Below are 19524 nucleotides of genomic sequence, written 5' to 3' on the forward strand. Positions count from 1 at the left end.
CAGCGTTCGTACGTGATGCGGAAGCATCATGGATGGTTTCTGCAGCAACGGCAGTCGCAAACTTGTTGCGGTGCGGCATACTCGGGTTCCACTCCCGGACCGGACCGCCCCGATGTCACGCGCCTACAACTTCAGCCCCGGCCCCGCGATGCTGCCGGAACCCGTGTTGCGCCAGGCGCAGGCCACGATGCTGGAGTTCGGCGACTGCGGCGCGTCGATCCTCGAGATCAGCCACCGCGGCCCGGAGTTCATCAAGGTGGCGCAACAGGCCGAGGCCGACCTGCGCACCCTGCTGGCGATCCCCGACGACTACGCGGTGATCTTCACCGCCGGCGGCGCGACCACGGTGCAGGCGCTGCTGCCGCTGAACTTCGCCGCGCCCGGCCAGCCTTGCGACTACGTGGTCAGCGGCCACTGGGGCAAGACCGCGCTCAAGCAGGCGGCGCACTGCGTGAACGCCCGCACCGCCGCCAGCAGCGAAGCCGGCGGATTCCGCGACGTGCCGGCGCGCGCCGACTGGCAGCTTTCGCCCGACGCGGCCTACGTCCACGTCACCGCCAACGAGACCATCCACGGGGTGGAGTGGCGCGACATTCCGGCTGCCGGCAACGCGCCGCTGATCGCCGACTTCAGCTCCTCCATCGCTTCGGAACCGCTGGACGTGTCGAAGTTCGGCGCTATCTACGCCGGCGCGCAGAAAAACCTGGGTCCGGTTGGCATCAGCGTGCTGATCGTGCGCCGCGACCTGCTGGAGCGCAGCGGCCAGCCGCGCGCGCCGATCTTCGACTACGCCGCGCAGGCGAAAGCCGATTCGATGCTCAACACCCCGCCGAGCTGGAACTGGTACGTGCTGGGCCTGACCGTGAAGTGGATGCTGGACGAAGGTGGCGTGGCCGAGTTCGCCCGTCGCAGCGCGCGCAAGGCGGCGGCGCTGTATGCCGCCATCGACGGCTCCGGCGGCTATTACCGCAACGAGGTGGCGCCGGGCGCGCGTTCGCGCATGAACGTGCCGTTCTTCCTGCACGATCCGGCGCTGGACAAGGTCTTCCTCGACGAAGCCAAGCAGGCGGGATTGGTAGCGCTGAAGGGCCACCGCGTGCTCGGGGGCATGCGCGCATCGCTCTACAACGCCATGCCGGAAGCCGGCGTGCAGGCACTGGTCGATTTCATGCGGGAGTTCCAGCAGGCCCATGGCTAAGAAAACCCCGACCACGACGAAAGCCACCTCGAAGAGGGGTGCGCAGAAGCCCGCGGAAAAGCCCCCGGAAAGGACCGCGAAGAAGGCTGTTGCCGAGCCCAAGCTCGACCTGGCCCAGGTACGCGCGCAGATCGACGGCATCGACCTGCAGATCCAGCAGCTGATCGCCGAGCGTGCCAACTGGGCGCACCAGGTCGGCAGGGCCAAGGGCAAGCTGGCGGCCGCGGTGGATTACTACCGTCCCGAGCGCGAGGCGCAGGTGCTGCGGCGGGTGGTAGATCGCAATGACGGCCCGCTGGCCGACGACGTGCTGGTACGGCTGTTCCGCGAGGTGATGTCTGCCTGCCTGGCCCAGCAGGAGCCTTTGAAGATCGGCTACCTCGGCCCGGAGGGCACCTTCAGCCAGCAAGCGGTCTACAAGCACTTCGGCCATTCCGCGCACGGCCTGCCGCTGGGCAGCATCGAGGAGGTGTTCCAGGAGGTCGCCAATGGCAGCGCCGACTTCGGCGTGGTGCCGGTGGAAAACTCCGGGCAGGGCACCATCCAGGTGACCCTGGACCTGTTCCTGACCTCGCCGCTGCGCATCTGCGGCGAGGTGGAGCTGCGCGTGCACCAGTACCTGCTGTCGCGCAGCGGGCGGCTGGAGGACGTGGAACGCATCTTCGGCCACCCGCAGGCGTTGGCGCAGGCCGGCGGCTGGTTGCGCACCAACCTGCCGGGGGTCGAGAAGATCCCCACCTCCAGCAATGCCGAGGGCGCGCGGCGTGCGCGCAACGCCGACGATTCGGCAGCCATCGCCGGCGAGTCCGCGGCGGTGGTGTACGGCCTGCGCAAGATCGCCGGCCCGATCGAGGACCGCAGCGACAACACCACCCGCTTCCTCGTGATCGGCCGGCAGGCGTTCCCGCCGTCGGGAAATGACCGCACCTCGCTGCTGGTGTTCATCCGCGACCGCCCCGGTGCGCTGTACGGCGTGCTGGAGCCGCTGGCCCGCCGCGGCATCAGCATGAACCGGATCGAATCGCGGCCCGAGCACGGCCACAAGTGGCAGTACGCGTTCTTCATCGACGTGGCCGGCCACTGCGAGGAGTCGCCGCTGAAGGACGCGCTGGCGGAAATCAACGCCGCCGGCGACGAAGTGCGCGTACTGGGTTCCTATCCGGTGGCCATCCTCTGAGATGATCGACTTCGCTTCGCTCGCCAACGCCGGCATCCGCGCGCTGCGCGCCTACGATCCCGGCCATGACCTCGTCGCGCTGCGCCGCGCCGCGCCGCGGCCGTTGCTGGAGCTGGGCTCCAACGAGAACCCCCACGGCGCCAGTCCGCTGGCGGTCCGCGCTGCCATCGCCGCGCTGGACGGCGCGCACGTGTATCCCGATCCGCTGGGCGGCGACCTGAAACGCGCGTTGGCCGACATGCACGGCGTCGGCACCGAGGGCATCCTGCTGGGCAATGGCTCGCACGAACTGCTGATGCAGTTCGCGCAGGTGTTCGCCGGGCCGGGCGACGAGGTGGTGGCTTCGCAATATGGGTTTGCCGTGTATGCGCTGGCCGCGCAGGCCGCGGGCGCCACGCTGCGGCTGGCGCCGGCGTTGCCGCGCGACCACACGATGCCGCGCGGCCATGATCTCGAAGCGCTGTGCGCGGCGATCACGCCGCGCACCCGGCTGGTGTACCTCGCCAACCCCAACAATCCCACCGGCACCTGGTATTCCGCTGCGGACTTCGAGGCCTTTCTCGTGGACGTGCCGGCGCAGGTGCTGGTGGTCGTGGACGAGGCGTATGCGGAATTCGTCGATGCGCCGGATTGCGCCAGCGCGCTGCCGCTGCTGGCGAAGCATCCGAACCTGGTCGTCACCCGCACCTTCAGCAAGGCGCATGCGCTGGCGGGGCTGCGGGTGGGCTACGCGCTGGCGCACCCGGACTGCATCGCGGTGATGGAGCGGGTGCGCGAGAGCTTCAATGTCAACGCGCCGGGGCTGGCAGCGGCGCAGGCGTCGCTGGCCGACGCCGCCCATCTTGCCGCCTCGCTGGAGGCCAACCGCGAACAGCGGCAGGCGCTGGCCGGCGCGCTGCGCGCGCGCGGGCTGGCGGTGTCGCCCTCGCAGACCAACTTCCTGCTGGTCGAATTCGGCGATGGCACCGCGTGCGTGGAGGCGGCACTGCTGGCGCGCGGGGTGATCCTGCGGCCGATGGGCGGCTACGGGCTGGGCGACTGCCTGCGCATCACCGTGGGCACGGAGAGCGACAACGCGCGGCTGCTGGCCGCGCTGGACGAGGTGCTGGCGTGAGTGCGGCGAAGGATTGGGTGGCGCGGACGGGCGCGCCGCTGCGTGGGACGCTGGCGATTCCCGGCGACAAGTCGATCAGCCACCGGGCGGTGATGTTCGCCGCGCTAGCCGACGGCGTTTCCACGATTGATGGCTTTCTGGAAGGCGAGGACACCCGCGCCACTGCGGCGATCTTCGCGCGCATGGGCGTGCGCATCGAGACGCCATCGCCGTCGCGACGGATCGTGCACGGCGTCGGCATCGACGGCCTGCGGGCGCCGGACGGCCCGCTGGACTGCGGCAACGCCGGCACCGGCATGCGCCTGCTGGCGGGCCTGCTGGCGGCGCAGCGGTTCGATTCGGTGCTGGTCGGCGATGCTTCGCTGTCGAAGCGCCCGATGCGGCGCGTGACCGTGCCGCTGGCGGAGATGGGCGCGCGCATCGATACCGGAGAGGGCGGCACGCCGCCGCTGCGCATCCACGGTGGCCAGCCACTGGTCGGCACCGACCACGCGCTGGAAGTGGCCAGTGCGCAGGTGAAGTCGGCGCTGCTGCTGGCCGGGCTGTACGCCGCTGGCGAGACCGTGGTGCGCGAGCCGCACCCCACCCGCGACTACACCGAGCGGATGCTCTCCGCTTTCGGCGTGGACATCACGTTCTCGCCCGGCTTCGCCCGCCTGCGCGGCGGCCAGCGCCTGCAGGCCACTGACGTGGCGGTGCCGGCGGACTTCTCCTCGGCGGCGTTCTTCCTGGTCGCCGCCAGCATCGTGCCGGGCTCCGAATTGCGCCTGCGGCAGGTGGGGTTGAACCCGCGCCGGACCGGGCTTCTGCAGGTGCTGCGGATGATGGGCGCGGACATCTGCGAAGAACATGCCGCCATACACGGTGGCGAACCGGTGGCCGACCTGGTGGTGCGGCATGCGCCGCTGCGCGGCATCGAGGTGCCCGAGGCGCTGGTGCCGGACATGATCGACGAGTTCCCGGCGCTGTTCATCGCCGCGGCCTGCGCCGAGGGCCCCACCGTGGTGCGCGGTGCGGGGGAGCTGCGGGTCAAGGAATCCGACCGGCTCGCGGTGATGGCGGCCGGCCTGCGCACGCTGGGCCGGCGCGTGGATGAAACCGCGGATGGCGCCACCCTCCATCCGGGCCCGCTGGGCGGCGGCACGATCGAAAGCCACGATGACCACCGCATCGCCATGGCCTTCGCGGTGGCTGGGCAGATGGCCGCCGGCGAAGTGCGGATCCACGATGTTGCGACCGTGGCGACGTCTTTCCCCGGCTTCGACGCGCTGGCGCGCGAGGCGGGCTTCGGGCTGGAGGATGGCGCAGGCGGGCAGGGCCGGTAAAAAAAACGGCGTCCCGGCAGCCGCTATGGCGACGGGGACGCCTCGGGGGAGGGTGCGGGCGCGGCCGCTCGAACGCGGCGCGCGCCCGTCAGGGTTCAGTTGCTGGTGATCGCGATGCCCTTGCCCTTGGCATCCTTGCCGCAGTTGTCGATGTCTTCCTGGGTCATCGTCGCGTAGGGCTTGAACGCGGGCAGGCTAGCGGCCAGCGACTGCTGGCTCGCCAGCAGCGGCGGCAGCTGGGCGCACAGCTTCAGCGCCTCGGCTTCGATCTTCTTGCCTTCCGCCTCCATCCGAGCCTCGAACTCCTTCTCGGCCTGATCGCCGCCGAAGATCACCCCGAACACGCCGCCCAGCGCCTTGCCGGCCAGATCCGCGCCCTGCGAACCGATCGCCATGCCGGCATCGGCGATGCCCAGCACCTGGTTGCGGTAGGTGAGTAATTGCTGGCGCTGCGTGGCGTTGGTTTCGATCGTCTTGCCCTCGACCAGCAGCTCGCCTTGCGGGCTGATTTCGGCCTTCGGCAGCTGGCTGTCGGCGTTGCCGAAGCGCTTGCCATTGATGTTGATGTTGATGTCGCCGTTGATGCTCAGGTTGCCTGCGTGCAATTCCTTGCGCGCCTCGGCAAGCGCTTGGTCGACCTGGCGGCCGATGAAACCCTTGCCGGCATTGCCGGACGCCGCAGGCGGTGCAGGCGGCGACGGTGGTGCGGGTGGGGCGGGGGGCTGGCTGCACGCCAGCAGCGGCAGGCTGGCGACAACCACGGAGGCCAGCAGGGAAACATGCTTCATGGGGTGCTCCGGGTCAGAGGCTGGCGAATTCGCGGCGGACGCTGTTCTCGCAGTCGGCCACGTCCTCGCGTTCCAGGGTGGCGTAAGGGCGGAACTGCGGCAGGCTGGTGGCAAGCCGCTGCTGCGAGTCCATCACCCGCGGCAGCATCCGGCAGATGCCACGCACGCCGGGCTCCACCTGTTCGCGCACGGTGCGCTCGATGCGCCGCTCCAGGCTCCCGCTCATGGCGCTGAACATCAGGCTCACCCAGGACCGGTCGACCGCGTCCAGCGCCGCTTCCGCGCTGGTCTGGCCGATGTCGATGCCGGCCTTGGCGATTTCCACCACCAGACCGCGGTACGCCAGCAGCTGGCGGCGCTGGCTGGCGTCGATCACCTGCCGCTTGCCGTCGATCAGCAGGTCTCCCTGCGGGGTGATGGCTGCCGCCACCCGGTCCGCATCGTGTTGCCTGGTCTTGCGCTGCTTGCCGAACTGCAGGCTGTCCTGCAGCTGCAGGTCGCCGGTGTCCAGGTCCTGCTTGGCCTTGGCCAGTTCGGCCCGGACTTCCTTGCGGGCGTCGCCCAGTTCGCGGCGGATCTCGGCGGTGATGCCGGTGTCCGCGCTGCGGGGCGGCTGGGCCTGCGCTGCCAGCGGCAGCAGCAGGGCCAGGGCGGCGATGGGAAGGATGCGCTTGGTATGCATGGTCTCGTTCCTTGCGGAAGGGAGGGTCAGTTGTCGTCGCGCCAGCGGCGCAGGCGGACGGCGGCGGCGATCATGGCGATGCCCGCGCCGGCGCCGATCCACAGCTGCGGCGTGGCTAGTGCCGAATACAGCGCCTTGAGCAGCACGAGGTGGTTGCCGAGTTCCTTGACCTGCAGGCCGCCCATGTCCATCACGGTGAACCAGGTGCCCGGGAACACGCCGCCCAGCAGGTGCGCCACCACGTTCTTCCAGAACCAGCTGCTGTCCAGGTTGAACACGTTCATCAGGTCGAACCAGCTGATGAACACGCCGGCGAACACCGGGATCATGATCGCCCACAGGAACGGCTTGCTCTTCGACCAGGCCGAGCACAGCAGCAGCCAGCCGGCGCTGGGCAGGGCCCACAGCGCGTATACCGGGATCGCCGCCAGCGCCACGCCGGCGTTGGCCAGCAGGTTGTCGGGGCTCCACAGCAGCACGAACGGGTTGCCGTGGTGCAGCAGCACGAACACGCTCAGGACCAGCAGGAAGGCGACCATGCAGGCAATGCCCACCGCGATCGCCAGCGTCGGCGCCACCACCAGCGCGCTCAGCGCCTTCGACAGCACGGTGTCGCGGTCGGACACCGGCAGCGACTTCCAGAACAGCACGCTGCGGTCCTTGCGTTCGTCGTACAGGCTGCCCAGGCAGTAGAAGAACACCACGAAGCCCAGCACCAGCAGGGGCCAGAACATCGCCGAGGCGGTGCTGAGGCTGATGCCGTCGGCGAGTTTCTGCACGTCGTCCGGCGACATCTGCTCGGTGATCAGGTTCAGGTCCAGGCCGTTGATCATCACCTGGCCGTTGACCTTCAGCCCGGAGACGGCCTCCCGGCGCATCGCCACTTCACCGAAAATCAGCGCCATCAGGGTCAGCAGCAGTGAAATGCCGCCCGCCCAGATCGGGGCCCAGAAGAAGCCGCCCTTGTGCTCCCAGAATTCGCGGCGCAGCAGCAGCTTCAGCTTGTGGGTGGGGTGCGGCGGGGTGCGGGGCACGCTGGATTTGGCGACATCCATGCCCGCGGCGTCGATGGCGGCGTTCATGCGTAGGTTCCTTTCATGGTGGCGACGAACAGGTCGGCCAGGCCGGGGGTGCGGGTCTCGCCCAGTTCGCCGAGTCGGGCGCGGTCGGCGCCGTCGAACAGCATCACGGTCTTGCCGAACGGCAGCGCGCGTTCATCGATGGGCTTGAGGGCGCGCGCGGCGTCCTGCTTGCCGGCATCCACCAGCACCTCGGTGTAGCGCTCGCCCAGCGATTCCATCGGCGTGTCCAGCGCGATCCTGCCGTCGCGGATGAACATCACGTCAGTGAGGATGTGTTCGATCTCCTCGACCTGATGGGTGGTGACCAGGATGGTCTTGTCCTCATCGAAATAGTCCTCCAGCAGGCGCTGGTAGAACTGCTTGCGGTAGAGGATGTCCAAGCCGAGGGTGGGTTCGTCCAGGACCAGCAGGCGGGCGTCGATGGCCATCACCAGCGCCAGGTGCAACTGCACGATCATGCCCTTGGACATCTCGCGGACCTTCAGGCCCGGCTTGAGCTGGGTGCCTTCGAGGAAGCGCCGGCACTTTGCGGCGTCGAAGCGCGGATGCACGCCTGCGACGAACTCGATGGCCTGGGCCACGGTGATCCAGCGCGGCAGCACGGCGACGTCGGCGATGAAGCAGACCTCGTTCATTAGCTCATCGCGCTGGGTGCGCGGGTCCTTGCCCAGCACCTTCAGGTCGCCGTCGAACGGAATCAGGCCGAGGATCGCCTTGAGTGCGGTGGTCTTGCCGGCGCCATTGGGACCGATCAGGCCGACGATGCGGCCGGAGGGGATGTCGAACGCGGTGTTGTCCAGCGCCAGCTTGTTCTTGTACGCCTTGCGCAGGCCGCGGGCGGAAACGACGGGAGTGGTCATGACGGTACTCACTTGGGTGCCCACTTCTGCTGCGGATCCAGCAGCTCCTGGATGCTCAGGCCGAGGCGCTGGATGCGTTCCATGACCAGCGGCCATTCCTCGCGCAGGAAACGCTCGCGTTCGCTCTGCAGCAGGCGCGCATTGGCGCCTTCGGTGACGTACATGCCCAGTCCCCTTCGTTTCTCGACGAGTTGTTCGTCCGCGAGCTCCTGGTAGGCGCGCGAGACGGTGATTGGATTCAGCTGGTACTCGGCCGCCACCTGGCGGACCGAGGGCAGCGCATCGCCCGGCTTGAGTACCCCGTCGAGCATCATCGCGACGACGCGGTCCTTCAGCTGGCGGTAGATCGGAGCGCTATCGCTCCATTCGACGGCAACCATGATTCAGCCCTGCGGCAGGAAGAAGGAAAAGAACGGCATCCGTACCGAGTGATAGGACCGCCGGGTCATCCGGCGGTCGCTGCTCGCCGCCACCGCCGCGGCCTGTTCGGCGGCGACCGTTGCGCTGGCGGGGGTGGAGGCGATGGCGGCGATCGACGTCTCGGCGGGAGAGGCCTGTTCGATCGGGGCGCCGGCCAGCACGGCAAGGGTCAGCAGCGCACTGCAGGCCATTGCCGCGTTGAGGGAGTTGTGGAGCTTGCGGTTCATGGTGAACGTCCTGCTCTGGGGGTTCGGTGTTGTAGGCAACTATAACACTACAAAATCCCACGTCAAGCACCGGATGACCCAACTGAAGTCATAGTGGCGCGCCGCCCCTGCGACGCCCCGCGGCGGGGCGCCTGAACCCGCGCTTGCGGGATCCGGACGCAGGATTGCCGGTTGCCGCAGTGCAAACGACAATAGGTCGCTGCACTTTCCTGCATGCGGCTTCTCGCGGCAGGTCACCATGGAGATGGTCACGATGAAGTTTTCCTTGCGCGCGCTGGGCGCGCTGCTGCTAGCCGTGTTGGCGGCCGCACCCGTGCTGGCCCAGGACGGCGCCAAGCTCAGCGAGCGCGACAAGGTGGGTTACATGCTTGGACAGGACGTGGCCCGAGCGATCGGCCCGGGTTTGCCGGATCTGGATCTGGCCAGCTTCCAGCAGGCCATCGAGCTGGTCATGGCCGGCGGCAAGCCGGCGCTGGAGGCCGAGGAAGCCAAGCGCCTGTCCGAGGCGCTGATGCTCAATATCGGCGCCCGCAAGGCGGGCAAGCCGCCGGTGGCGCTGGATCGGGCCAAGGCCGGGCTGCTGGCCGGTACCAATATCGGACGCAGCCTCGCGGGCTTCCGCGGCGAGTTCGACATGCCCATGTTCATGCGCGGATTGAAGGATGGCGCTGATCCGGCGACCAAGCCCGCACTGGACCAGGCGCAGATCGACCAGGTGCGCGCCGCGCTGTCGGTGCGGCTGGGCGCCGCCCGCGAAGCAGAGCGCAAGGCGCAGGGCGAGGCCGCGCTGAAGCAGGAGCAGGAGTTCCTTGCCAAGAACAAGCAGGTCAAGGGCGTGTTCACCACCCCCACCGGCCTGCAGTACATGGTGCTCAAGCAGGGTGACGGCACGCGCCCGAAGCCCGGCCAGCGGGTGCGCGTCCACTACGTGGGCACGCTGCTGGACGGCACCAAGTTCGACAGTTCGATCGACCGCGGCGAGCCGGCCGTGTTCGGCCTCGACCAGGTCATCAAGGGCTGGACCGAAGGCGTGGGCATGATGCCGGTGGGCGCCAAGTACCGGCTTTGGGTTCCCGCCGCGCTGGGTTACGGTGACCGCGGCGCCGGTACCATCCCGCCCAATTCCACCCTGGTGTTCGACGTGGAACTGCTGGGCGTCGAATGAGTCCAACCTGATCGTGTTTCCACCGGCGCCCGTCGCCACCCCCCTTTCGCATCCCGGAGTTCCCTGCAGATGAAGCCGCTCGTCCGTTCCACCGCCATTGCCGTCGCCACGCTGCTGGCGCTGTCCGCCTGCAAGGGCGAGAACAAGCCCGTCGAGGTTTCCTCCAGCAAGACCGAAGCCGACAAGGCCGCGACCGACAAGACCGGCTACCCGGGCCTGCCGACCGAGAAGGAACAGGTCAGCTACACCATCGGCATGGCGATGGGCAAGCAGCTGGCGGAGATCAAGGACGAGGTGAACGTCGATACCGTGGTCAAGGCCCTGCGCACCCAGATGGATGGCGGCAAGGCGCTGATCAACGACGAGCAGGCGCAGCAGATCATGCAGGCGTTCGGCCAGAAGATGCAGGCCAAGCAGATCGCCAAGATGATGGAAGAAGGCAAGGCCAACCTCGACAAGGGCGAGAAGTTCCTGGCCGAGAACGGCAAGAAGCAGGGCGTGGTCACCACCGCCTCCGGCCTGCAGTACCAGGTCCTCACCGAAGGCAAGGGCGCCAAGCCCGGCGCCACCGACGGCGTGAAGGTGAACTACAAGGGCACCCTGCTGGACGGCAAGGAATTCGACAGTTCCTACAAGCGTGGCGAGCCGGCCGTGCTGCCGCTGCAGGGCGTGATCCCGGGCTGGGCGGAAGGCCTGCAGCTGATGCCGGTGGGCTCGAAGTACAAGTTCTGGATCCCGGCCAAGCTCGCCTACGGCGAGCAGGCGCCGCCGATGATCGGCCCGAACCAGGTGCTGGAGTTCGAAGTCGAGCTGCTGGAGATCGTCAAGGCGCCGTCCGGCAAGTAACCGTTCCGGAACACCGGGGGACGTATCCTTGCGATGCGTCCCCTTTCTTTTGCCCACGGATACCGCGCATGCGCGTCTGCATTTTCGGCACCGGCTACGTTGGCCTGGTGACCGGCACCTGCCTGGCCGAGGTCGGCCACGACGTGGTCTGCGTCGATGTCGACGCGGCCAAGGTGGAAGGCCTGAACAAAGGCATCGTGCCGATCTACGAGCCCGGCCTGACCCCGATGGTGAAGGCCAACCACGCCGCCGGGCGGCTGCGCTTCACCACCGACGCGGCGGCAGGCATCACCCACGGCGACGTGCTGTTCATCGCGGTGGGCACGCCGCCGGACGAGGATGGCAGCGCCGACCTGCAGTACGTGCGCGAAGTGGCGCGTACCATCGGCCGCCACATCGAGCGGCCGGTGGTGGTGGTGGACAAGTCCACCGTGCCGGTGGGTACCGCCGACAAGGTTCGCGCCACCATCAATGCGGAGCTGGCCGCACGCGGCGCGGACATCGATTTCGAAGTGGTGTCCAACCCCGAGTTCCTGAAGGAGGGTGCGGCGGTCGAGGACTGCATGCGCCCGGACCGCATCGTCATCGGCACCTCCAGCGCGTCTGCGCTGGAGACGCTGCGGCGCCTGTACGCCCCGTTCAACCGTAACCACGAGCGCATCGTGGCGATGGACGTGCGTTCCGCGGAGCTGACCAAGTACGCGGCGAATGCGATGCTGGCGACCAAGATCAGCTTCATGAACGAGATCGCCAACATCGCCGAGCAGGTGGGCGCGGACGTCGAGATGGTGCGCAAGGGCATCGGCTCCGATCCGCGCATCGGCTGGCATTTCATCTACCCCGGCGCCGGCTACGGCGGCTCGTGCTTCCCCAAGGACGTGCAGGCGCTGGCGCGCACCGCCCAGCAGCACGGCGTGCAGCCGCGCCTGCTGGAGGCGGTGGAGGGGGTGAACGCCGCGCAGAAGGGCCACCTGTTCGAGTTGATGCAGCGCCATTACGACCTTGGCGAGGACGAAGGCCTGCGCGGCAGGACCATCGCGGTGTGGGGACTGGCGTTCAAGCCGAACACCGATGACATGCGCGAGGCTTCCAGCCGCCGCCTGCTGCAGCAGCTGTGGGACGCGGGCGCGACGGTCCGCGCATTCGATCCGGAGGCGATGGCCGAGACCCGGCGCATCTTCGGCGAGCGCGACGACCTGGTGCTGTGCGACTCCGCCGCCGCCGCGCTGGAGGGCGCCGACGCGCTTGCCGTGGTCACCGAATGGAAGCAGTTCCGCAGCCCCGATTTCGCGAGGCTGAAAGAGGCGCTGGCCGATGCGGTGCTGTTCGACGGCCGTAACCTGTACGAACCCGCCGAAGTGGAAGCCGCCGGCATCGCCTACTACGGCATCGGCCGCGGACGCTCGCTGCGCAAGGAAGAAGCATGACCGATCTCGAACAACGGCTGGTCGACCTGGAAACCCGGCTGGCCTTCCAGGAGCAGGCGCTGCTGGAACTCAGCGACGCGCTGGCCGCCGCCCGCAGCGAAGAAGCCGGCAACGCGCTGCGTCTGCATCGCGCGCTGGAAGAATTGCGACAATTGCGCAGCGCGATGGCCGCAAGCCCGGTCACCGGCGATGCCGCCAGCGAACCGCCCCCTCCGCACTACTGACAGCCCGATTCCGCCATGAGCAATTCCCTCCGCGACCAGCTGCTTGGCCTAGGCTTCAAGGATGCGCCCAAGCCCGCCGCGCGACCGAAGCCCGATGCCCGCAAACCGCAGGCCGGGCAGGGCGGCAAGCCCGCGCACGCCGGCAAGCCGGCACACCACGGTCGGCAGGCACAGCCGGGCCGCCCGCAGCCGCGCCCGCACACCCCCCAGCAGCAGAAAAAGCAGTCGCGCGAAGACATCGACCTGGCCAAGGCCTACGCGATCCGCGCGCAGAAGGAAAAGGACGAACGCATCGAGGCCGAACGGCTGAAGCAGGAAGAAGCACGCCTGCGCCGTGAGGCCAAGGCGAAGCTGGAAGCCTTCGTCAAGGACAAGGCGCTGAATGCCGCCGATGCCGAGCACGTCCGCCACTTCGAGTACGGCGGAAAGATCAAGCGCGTCCATGTCACCGCAGAGCAGCTGAAGGCGCTCAATGCCGGCGAGCTGGGCGTGGTGCAGATGAACGGCCGCTACCTGCTGGTGGATGCCGCGACCCTGGCCGAGGCCGAGGCGATCTTCGCCCAGGCCGTCGCGTTGAAGGTCGACCCGGATGCGCCCGCACAGGACGATCCCTACGCCGATCCCATGTACCAGGTGCCTGACGACCTGGTTTGGTGACAGGAAAAGGGAAGCGGGGTCCGATCAGAGTCGACTTGTCCCAAGGACATGGCCAGCGTGCTGTCCGACTTTGAAAGTCGACTCTGGCCCCGCTTTTCCCTGACTCAATCCGGATCGTAGTCCAGGTTGAACGACAGCCAGCGCTCCGCCTGGGCGATGTCCACGCCCTTGCGCCGGGCGTAGTCGGCCACCTGTTCCTTCGTCACCCGCCCGACCACGAAGTACTTGCTGTCGGGGTGGCTGAAATACAGCCCGGACACGCTGGCCGCCGGGTACATGGCGAAGTGGTCGGTCAGCTCGATGCCGGTCTTGCCGGTCACATCCAGCAGGTCGAACAGCACCCGCTTTTCGCTGTGCTCAGGGCAGGCCGGGTAGCCGGGAGCGGGGCGGATGCCCCGGTAGCGCTCGGCGATCAGCGCGTCGTTGTCCAGCGTCTCGTCTGCCGCATAGCCCCAGAACTCCTTGCGCACGCGCTGGTGCAGGCGCTCGGCGAAGGCTTCGGCCAGACGGTCGGCCAGCGCCTTGAGCAGGATCGCGCTGTAGTCGTCGTGGTCGGCGCGGAAGCGCTCCAGGTGCGGCTCGATGCCCAGCCCCGCGGTGACCGCGAACGCGCCGATCCAGTCCTGCCTGCCGCTGTCCTTCGGCGCGATGTAATCGGCCAGGCACAGGTTGGGGCGCTCCACCGGCTTGTCGGCCTGCTGGCGCAGGAAGCGGAACCAGCGCTCTTCGCCGTCCACCTGCAGCGCCACGTCGTCGCCCACGCTGTTGGCCGGCCAGAAGCCGCAGACCGCCTTGGCGGTCAGCCATTTCCCGTCGACGATCTTGCGCAGCATCGCGCGCGCGTCACGGTACAGCTCGCTGGCCTGCGCGCCCACCACTTCGTCGGTGAGGATCGCCGGGTACTTGCCGGCCAGCTCCCAGGCGTTGAAGAACGGCGACCAGTCGATGCAGTCCACCAGCTCGGCCAGTGGATAGTCGTCGAACACGTGCAGCCCCGGCTGCTTCGGCGCGGGCGGGGTGTAGCTGCGCCAGTCGAACTTGAACGATTGCGCGCGCGCCTTGTCCAGCGGCACCAGCCGCTTGCCGTCGCCGCGGTTGCGGTGGCGCTGGCGCACGTCGGCGTAGTCGTTGGCGGCGGCCTGCACGAAATCGCCGCGCAGCTCCGGGCTCATCAGCGACTGCGCCACGCCGACCGCGCGCGAGGCGTCCTTCACCCAGATGGTGGGCGACTTGTAGTGCGGGTCGATCTTCAGCGCGGTGTGCGCGCGCGAGGTGGTGGCACCGCCGATCAGCAGCGGCATGGTGAAGCCCTGTCGCTGCATCTCCTTCGCCACGTGGCTCATCTCCTCCAGCGACGGCGTGATCAGGCCGGACACGCCGATCATGTCGGCGTTCTCGGCAATCGCGGTGTCCAGAATCTTCTGCGCCGGCACCATCACCCCGAGGTCGATGACCTCGAAGTTGTTGCAGGCCAGCACCACGCCAACAATATTTTTTCCGATGTCGTGCACGTCGCCCTTGACCGTGGCCATCACGATCTTGCCGTTGCTCTTGCCGACATCGCCGGTGCGCAGCTTCTCGGCCTCGATGTAGGGCAGCAGGTGCGCCACCGCCTTCTTCATCACCCGCGCCGACTTCACCACCTGCGGCAGGAACATCTTGCCGGCGCCGAACAGGTCGCCGACCACGTTCATGCCGTCCATCAGCGGGCCTTCGATCACGTCCAGCGGCCGCGTGGCCTGCTGGCGCGCTTCCTCGGTGTCCTCCACCACGTACTGGTCGATGCCGTTCACCAGCGCGTGCGAGAGTCGCGCGGCCACCGGCTGCTCACGCCATTGCAGGTCTTCGACCTTCTTCTCGCCCTTTTTCTTCTTGAAGTTGTCGGCGATCTCCAGCAGCCGCTCGGTGGCGTCGTCGCGGCGGTTCAGCACCACGTCCTCGACGCGCTCGCGCAGCAGCGGGTCCAGCTGGTCGTACAACGGCAGCGCGCCGGCGTTGACGATGCCCATGTCCATGCCGGCCTTGATGGCGTGGTACAGGAACACCACGTGGATCGCCTGCCGCACCGGCTCGTTGCCGCGGAAGCTGAAGCTGACGTTGGATACGCCGCCGGAGATATGGCTGTACGGGAACAGCCGGCGCAGCTCGCGCGCGGCTTCGATGAAATCGACCGCGTAGTTGTTGTGTTCCTCGATGCCGGTGGCGATCGCGAAGCAGTTGGGATCGAAGATGATGTCCTCGGGCGGGAACCCGATCTCCTCGGTCAGCAGTTTGTAGGCGCGTGCGCTGATCTCCACCTTGCGCCGTGCGGTGTCGGCCTGGCCCACCTCGTCAAAGGCCATCACCACCACCGCCGCGCCGTAGCGGCGTACCAGCCGCGCCTGCCGCAGGAACTCGGCTTCGCCTTCCTTCATCGAGATCGAGTTGACGATGCCCTTGCCCTGCAGGCACTTCAGCCCGGCCTCGATCACCGACCACTTCGAGCTGTCCACCATCACCGGCACCTTGGCGATGTCGGGCTCGGCGGCGATCAGGTTGAGGTATTCCACCATCGCCTTCTCGGAGTCGAGCAGGCCTTCGTCCATGTTGACGTCGATGACCTGCGCGCCGTTCTCCACCTGCTGGCGGGCGACCACCACCGCCTCGTCCAGCCGCCCCTCGAGGATCAGCTTCTTGAACTGCGCGCTGCCGGTGACGTTGGTGCGCTCGCCGACATTGATGAAATTGGATTCCGGCGTGATGACCAGCGGTTCGAGGCCGGACAGGCGGGTGAAGCGGGGAAGGGTGGTACTCATGCCGCCTGCTCCTCCGCGCCGACCACCGGCACCTCGCGCGGCGGCAGCCCGCGCACCGCCGCGGCGATCGCGGCGATGTGGTCCGGCGTGGTGCCGCAGCAGCCGCCGACCAGGTTGATCAGGCCGCTCTGCGCGAACTCGCGCAGGATCACGGCCATGTCTTCCGGGGTTTCGTCATAGCCGCCAAAGGCATTCGGCAGGCCGGCGTTGGGGTGGCAGCTGACGTGGGTATCGGCGACCGTCGACAGCACGTCCACGTGCTGGCGCAGGTCCTTTGCGCCCAAGGCGCAGTTCAGGCCGATCGCCATCGGCCGGCTGTGCCGCAGCGAGTACCAGAACGCTTCGGCGGTCTGCCCGGACAGGGTGCGGCCGGAGGCGTCGGTGATCGTGCCGGAGATCATCACCGGCAGGCGCGCCCCGATCTCTTCGAACACATCGTCGATGGCGAACAGCGCCGCCTTGGCGTTGAGGGTGTCGAACACGGTTTCCACCATCAGCACGTCCGCGCCGCCTTCGATCAGGCCCCGCGCGGCCTCGCGGTAGGCTTCTGCGAGTTCGTCGAAGCTGATCGCGCGGAAACCCGGCCGGTTCACGTCGGGCGACAGCGAGGCGGTGCGGCTGGTCGGGCCCAGCACGCCGATCACGAAGCGCGGCTGGGAAGGGTCGGTCGCCTCGATGGCATCGCACTCGGCGCGGGCCAGGCGCGCGCCTTCGCGATTGAGTTCGCGCACCAAGTGCTGCAGGCGGTAGTCGGCCAGCGAGATCGAGGTGGAGTTGAACGTATTGGTCTCGACCAGGTCCGCGCCGGCCTCGAGGTACTGGCGATGGATGGCGCGGATGATGTCGGGGCGGGTCAGGGACAGCAGGTCGTTGTTGCCGCGCTGGTCATGGCCTTCGCAGCCGCAGCCGGGCCCGTGGGCATGGCCGCCCGGCGCGAACAGGGCGTCATAGCCGCTGGCGAAGCGTTCGCCGCGATAGTCGGGTTCCTGCAGCTCGTGACGCTGGATCATCGTGCCCATCGCGCCGTCGATGATGAGGATGCGGCGCGCCAGCGCAGTCTGCAGCGCTTCGGCGCGGGCAGGGTTCTTCCAGGGGAGTTGGGTCATGGCTTTTCTTGCTCCAGCTCGTCAAGCCCGCGTGGGACAGACATCGGTCTGCCAGAGGCGGCACGGCAATGACGGATATGTCTTGTTACGGCTTCACGCCGGTCAGCGAGATCACTTCGAAATGCGGCGGGCGCCGCTCGCGGGTGACGGTGTCGCAATTGGCGATGCTCAGCCCGGCCTTTTCCGCGAACTTGCGCAGCTCCTTGCTGGTGAAGCCCAGGTTCACGTGGCCGTAGGCCTCCACCACGCTGCGGTGTTCGTGGCGGGCCAGGCTGGACAGCAGCAGGCGCCCGCCGGGCTTCAGCACGCGCGCCGCTTCGGCCACAGCCTGCGCCGGGCGCGCGGCGTAGGTCAGCGCGTGCATCAGCACCACCAGGTCGAAGCTGGCGTCGGCGAACGGCAGTGCGTGCATGTCGCCCTCGCGCACCTCCACGTTCTCGAAGCGGCGCAGGCGCTCGCTGGCGGCAGCCACCACGCGCTGGCTGGAGTCGATGCAGACGTAGCGGTCGGCGTGCGGGGAAAGCAGTTCCGCCAGCACGCCGTCGCCGGAGGCGATGTCCAGCACGTCGCCCGGCCACAGCAGCGGCAGCGCGGTGCGTGCCAGCGCCTCCCAGGTACGGCCCGGCGAGTAGTGGCGCTCCATGTCGCCGGCCACGCTGTCGGCCCAGTTCTGGTCGGCCGCGCGCATCGCAAGTACGGCAGGCACGCGTTCGGCGTCCTGTCGCAGCAGCGGGTCGTCGCTGCCGGTGCGGATCGACTGCCAAAGCATCCGCTGCGCCGGTTCGATCGCGGCATCATCGAAGCGGTAGTAGGCCGACACCCCGGCGCGGCGGTCGCGCACCAGCCCGGCTTCCTTGAGCTTGGCCAGGTGGGTGGACACCCGCGGCTGCGCCAGCTGGGTGATCGCCGACAGTTCGGCCACCGTGAGTTCCTCGCCTTCCAGCAGCGCCAGCAGGCGCACGCGGGTGGCGTCGGCAAACACCTTCAGGTGCGCGGACCAGCCTTCCAGATCCATATATATCTTTCCATCGCGATTCAGAGATAAGTTTCTCGCGATGTTGCACCGCGGTCAAGCCGCGCGCGTGCCGGTCACGTTGCCGGGTGCCGATATTGCGTTCCGTCGTTGCGGCAGCGTGGAAAACACAGTGTACGCGGGCTGCATGGGCATTTCGAACGCACGCGCCGGCAAAGCGCAGGCCCAGCCTGCCGCCGCTACGGTTCTGCGCGCCGCGGGGATACAATGCCGCTTCTTCGAATGACGCTAAGGGGCGGTTGTGGATTTCGGATTCAGCGACGAACAGCTGCTGCTGCAGGACGTGGCGCGACGCATCGCCCGCGAGAAGATCGCCCCCAGCGCAGAGCACCACGACCGCACCGGCGAGTTCCCGCTCGAGAACATCCGTGCCTTGGGCGAAAACGGCCTGATGGGCATCGAGGTCCCCGCGGAGTACGGCGGCGCCGGCATGGACCCGGTGGCGTACGTGCTGGCGATGGTCGAGATCGCCGCGGCCGACGCCGCGCACAGCACCATCATGTCGGTGAACAACTCGCTGTTCTGCAACGGCATCCTGACCTTCGGCACCGAGGCGCAGAAGCAGAAGTACGTGCGCGAGATCGCCGAGGGTCGCGAGATCGGCGCGTTCGCGCTGACCGAGCCACAGTCCGGTTCCGACGCCACCGCGATGCGCTGCCGCGCCGTGAAGCAGGACGATGGCAGCTACGTGGTCAACGGCAAGAAGAGCTGGATCACCTCCGGCCCGGTCGCCAAGTACATCGTGCTGTTCGCCATGACCGCGCCGGAAAAGGGCGCACGCGGGATCACCGCGTTCATGGTCGACACCACCCGCGAAGGTTTCCACCGCGGCAAGACCGAACCCAAGCTGGGCATCCGCGCCTCGGCCACCTGCGAGATCGAGTTCACCGATTACGTGGTCCACGCCGACGAGGTGCTGGGTGAGGAAGGGCAGGGCTTCAAGATCGCCATGGGCGTGCTGGATGCCGGCCGCATCGGCATCGCCAGCCAGGCCATCGGCCTGGCCCGCGCCGCGTATGAGGCGACGCTGGAATACGTCAAGGAGCGCAAGGCCTTCGGCCAGCCGATCGGCACGTTCCAGATGACCCAGGCCAAGATCGCCGACATGAAGTGCAAGCTGGACGCGGCGCTGCTGCTGACCCTGCGCGCGGCATGGCTGAAGGGCCAGGGTCAGCGGTTCACCACCGAGGCGTCGGTGGCCAAGCTGACCGCGTCGGAAGCCGCCATGTGGATCACCCACCAGGCGCTGCAGATCCATGGCGGCATGGGCTATTCCAAGGAAATGCCGATCGAGCGTTTCTTCCGCGACGCCAAGATCACCGAAATCTACGAAGGCACCAGCGAGATCCAGCGGTTGGTCATCGCCCGCGGCGAAACCGGCCTGCGATAAACAACAAC

The 19524-nt window shown here is 68.0% G+C and carries 19 protein-coding genes; 10 read left to right on the forward strand and 9 right to left on the reverse strand.

From position 1 onward, the window contains the following. Positions 1-112: 112 nt before the first annotated feature. From serC to aroA, 4 genes are read left to right on the forward strand one after another with little or no spacing between them, the layout of a single operon-like run. Positions 113-1198, forward strand: a complete 1086-nt coding sequence (gene serC, locus ICG51_RS13695; RefSeq protein ID WP_190280870.1) for a 3-phosphoserine/phosphohydroxythreonine transaminase — start codon at positions 113-115, stop codon at positions 1196-1198. After that, entirely contained in the window at positions 1191-2375 is a 1185-nt protein-coding gene (gene pheA, locus ICG51_RS13700) for a prephenate dehydratase (protein ID WP_190280871.1), read from the forward strand. The genes serC and pheA overlap by 8 nt, the downstream gene beginning before the upstream one ends. Before the next feature lies 1 nt (position 2376). Continuing rightward, on the forward strand, positions 2377-3489 hold the full coding sequence (gene hisC, locus ICG51_RS13705; RefSeq protein ID WP_190280872.1) for a histidinol-phosphate transaminase: 1113 nt from the start codon (positions 2377-2379) through the stop codon (positions 3487-3489). After that, positions 3486-4814 carry a 3-phosphoshikimate 1-carboxyvinyltransferase gene (aroA, locus tag ICG51_RS13710; protein ID WP_190280873.1) on the forward strand — a complete coding sequence of 443 codons (1329 nt, stop codon included), beginning with the start codon at positions 3486-3488 and terminating at the stop codon, positions 4812-4814. Before hisC ends, aroA begins: the two co-directional genes overlap by 4 nt. A gap of 95 nt (positions 4815-4909) precedes the next feature. Here aroA and ICG51_RS13715 read toward each other — a convergent pair whose 3' ends face one another. Genes ICG51_RS13715 through ICG51_RS13740 form a run of 6 tightly spaced genes read right to left on the reverse strand, consistent with a single transcriptional unit; the run spans position 4910 to position 8873 of the window. Then, on the reverse strand, positions 4910-5602 hold the full coding sequence (locus ICG51_RS13715; RefSeq protein WP_190280874.1) for a DUF2884 family protein: 693 nt from the start codon (positions 5600-5602) through the stop codon (positions 4910-4912). A 13-nt stretch (positions 5603-5615) separates the two neighbouring features. Beyond that, complete coding sequence (locus tag ICG51_RS13720) at positions 5616-6284, reverse strand: hypothetical protein (RefSeq protein WP_190280875.1); 669 nt, start codon at positions 6282-6284, stop codon at positions 5616-5618. A gap of 26 nt (positions 6285-6310) precedes the next feature. Then, entirely contained in the window at positions 6311-7366 is a 1056-nt protein-coding gene (locus ICG51_RS13725) for an ABC-2 transporter permease (protein WP_223809468.1), read from the reverse strand. After that, positions 7363-8238, reverse strand: a complete 876-nt coding sequence (locus tag ICG51_RS13730; RefSeq protein WP_190280876.1) for an ABC transporter ATP-binding protein — start codon at positions 8236-8238, stop codon at positions 7363-7365. The genes ICG51_RS13725 and ICG51_RS13730 overlap by 4 nt, the downstream gene beginning before the upstream one ends. Continuing rightward, the gene (locus tag ICG51_RS13735; RefSeq protein ID WP_028838079.1) at positions 8235-8606 is read right to left on the reverse strand and encodes a GntR family transcriptional regulator; all 372 of its coding nucleotides are present in this window, start codon (positions 8604-8606) and stop codon (positions 8235-8237) included. The genes ICG51_RS13730 and ICG51_RS13735 overlap by 4 nt, the downstream gene beginning before the upstream one ends. A gap of 3 nt (positions 8607-8609) precedes the next feature. Beyond that, the gene (locus ICG51_RS13740; protein ID WP_190280877.1) at positions 8610-8873 is read right to left on the reverse strand and encodes a hypothetical protein; all 264 of its coding nucleotides are present in this window, start codon (positions 8871-8873) and stop codon (positions 8610-8612) included. Positions 8874-9126: 253 nt separating this feature from the next. Between ICG51_RS13740 and ICG51_RS13745 the strand changes: the two genes are divergently transcribed. The 5 genes from ICG51_RS13745 (at position 9127) to ICG51_RS13765 (ending at position 13192) form a co-directional block, all read left to right on the forward strand. Beyond that, entirely contained in the window at positions 9127-10038 is a 912-nt protein-coding gene (locus ICG51_RS13745) for an FKBP-type peptidyl-prolyl cis-trans isomerase (protein ID WP_190280878.1), read from the forward strand. A gap of 69 nt (positions 10039-10107) precedes the next feature. Beyond that, positions 10108-10884, forward strand: coding sequence for an FKBP-type peptidyl-prolyl cis-trans isomerase (locus tag ICG51_RS13750; protein ID WP_190280879.1), 777 nt, complete (start codon positions 10108-10110; stop codon positions 10882-10884). 68 nt (positions 10885-10952) lie between these two features. Further along, a complete protein-coding gene (locus ICG51_RS13755; RefSeq protein WP_190280880.1) occupies positions 10953-12311 on the forward strand; it encodes a UDP-glucose/GDP-mannose dehydrogenase family protein in 1359 nt (452 codons plus the stop codon). Beyond that, the gene (locus tag ICG51_RS13760) at positions 12308-12535 is read left to right on the forward strand and encodes a SlyX family protein (protein ID WP_190280881.1); all 228 of its coding nucleotides are present in this window, start codon (positions 12308-12310) and stop codon (positions 12533-12535) included. Before ICG51_RS13755 ends, ICG51_RS13760 begins: the two co-directional genes overlap by 4 nt. Positions 12536-12550: 15 nt before the next feature. Then, complete coding sequence (locus tag ICG51_RS13765) at positions 12551-13192, forward strand: DUF2058 family protein (RefSeq protein ID WP_190280882.1); 642 nt, start codon at positions 12551-12553, stop codon at positions 13190-13192. Positions 13193-13296: 104 nt separating this feature from the next. On the opposite strand, the gene metH is transcribed toward ICG51_RS13765, so the two are convergent. The 3 genes from metH to ICG51_RS13780 form a co-directional block, all read right to left on the reverse strand. Then, the gene (metH, locus tag ICG51_RS13770; protein ID WP_190280883.1) at positions 13297-15987 is read right to left on the reverse strand and encodes a methionine synthase; all 2691 of its coding nucleotides are present in this window, start codon (positions 15985-15987) and stop codon (positions 13297-13299) included. Continuing rightward, positions 15984-17093 carry a homocysteine S-methyltransferase family protein gene (locus ICG51_RS13775; RefSeq protein WP_190280884.1) on the reverse strand — a complete coding sequence of 370 codons (1110 nt, stop codon included), beginning with the start codon at positions 17091-17093 and terminating at the stop codon, positions 15984-15986. Before ICG51_RS13775 ends, metH begins: the two co-directional genes overlap by 4 nt. A gap of 85 nt (positions 17094-17178) precedes the next feature. Next, positions 17179-18108 carry a metalloregulator ArsR/SmtB family transcription factor gene (locus tag ICG51_RS13780; RefSeq protein WP_190280885.1) on the reverse strand — a complete coding sequence of 310 codons (930 nt, stop codon included), beginning with the start codon at positions 18106-18108 and terminating at the stop codon, positions 17179-17181. Positions 18109-18367: 259 nt separating this feature from the next. On the opposite strand from ICG51_RS13780, the gene ICG51_RS13785 reads away from it, so the two are divergent. Next, positions 18368-19516 (forward strand): acyl-CoA dehydrogenase family protein, encoded by a 1149-nt coding sequence (locus ICG51_RS13785; protein WP_190280886.1) that lies wholly within the window; start codon positions 18368-18370, stop codon positions 19514-19516. Positions 19517-19524: the final 8 nt, after the last annotated feature.

The sequence above is a fragment of the Thermomonas sp. XSG genome, from assembly GCF_014678725.1.
In the GTDB taxonomy this organism is placed as follows: Bacteria; Pseudomonadota; Gammaproteobacteria; order Xanthomonadales; family Xanthomonadaceae; genus Thermomonas.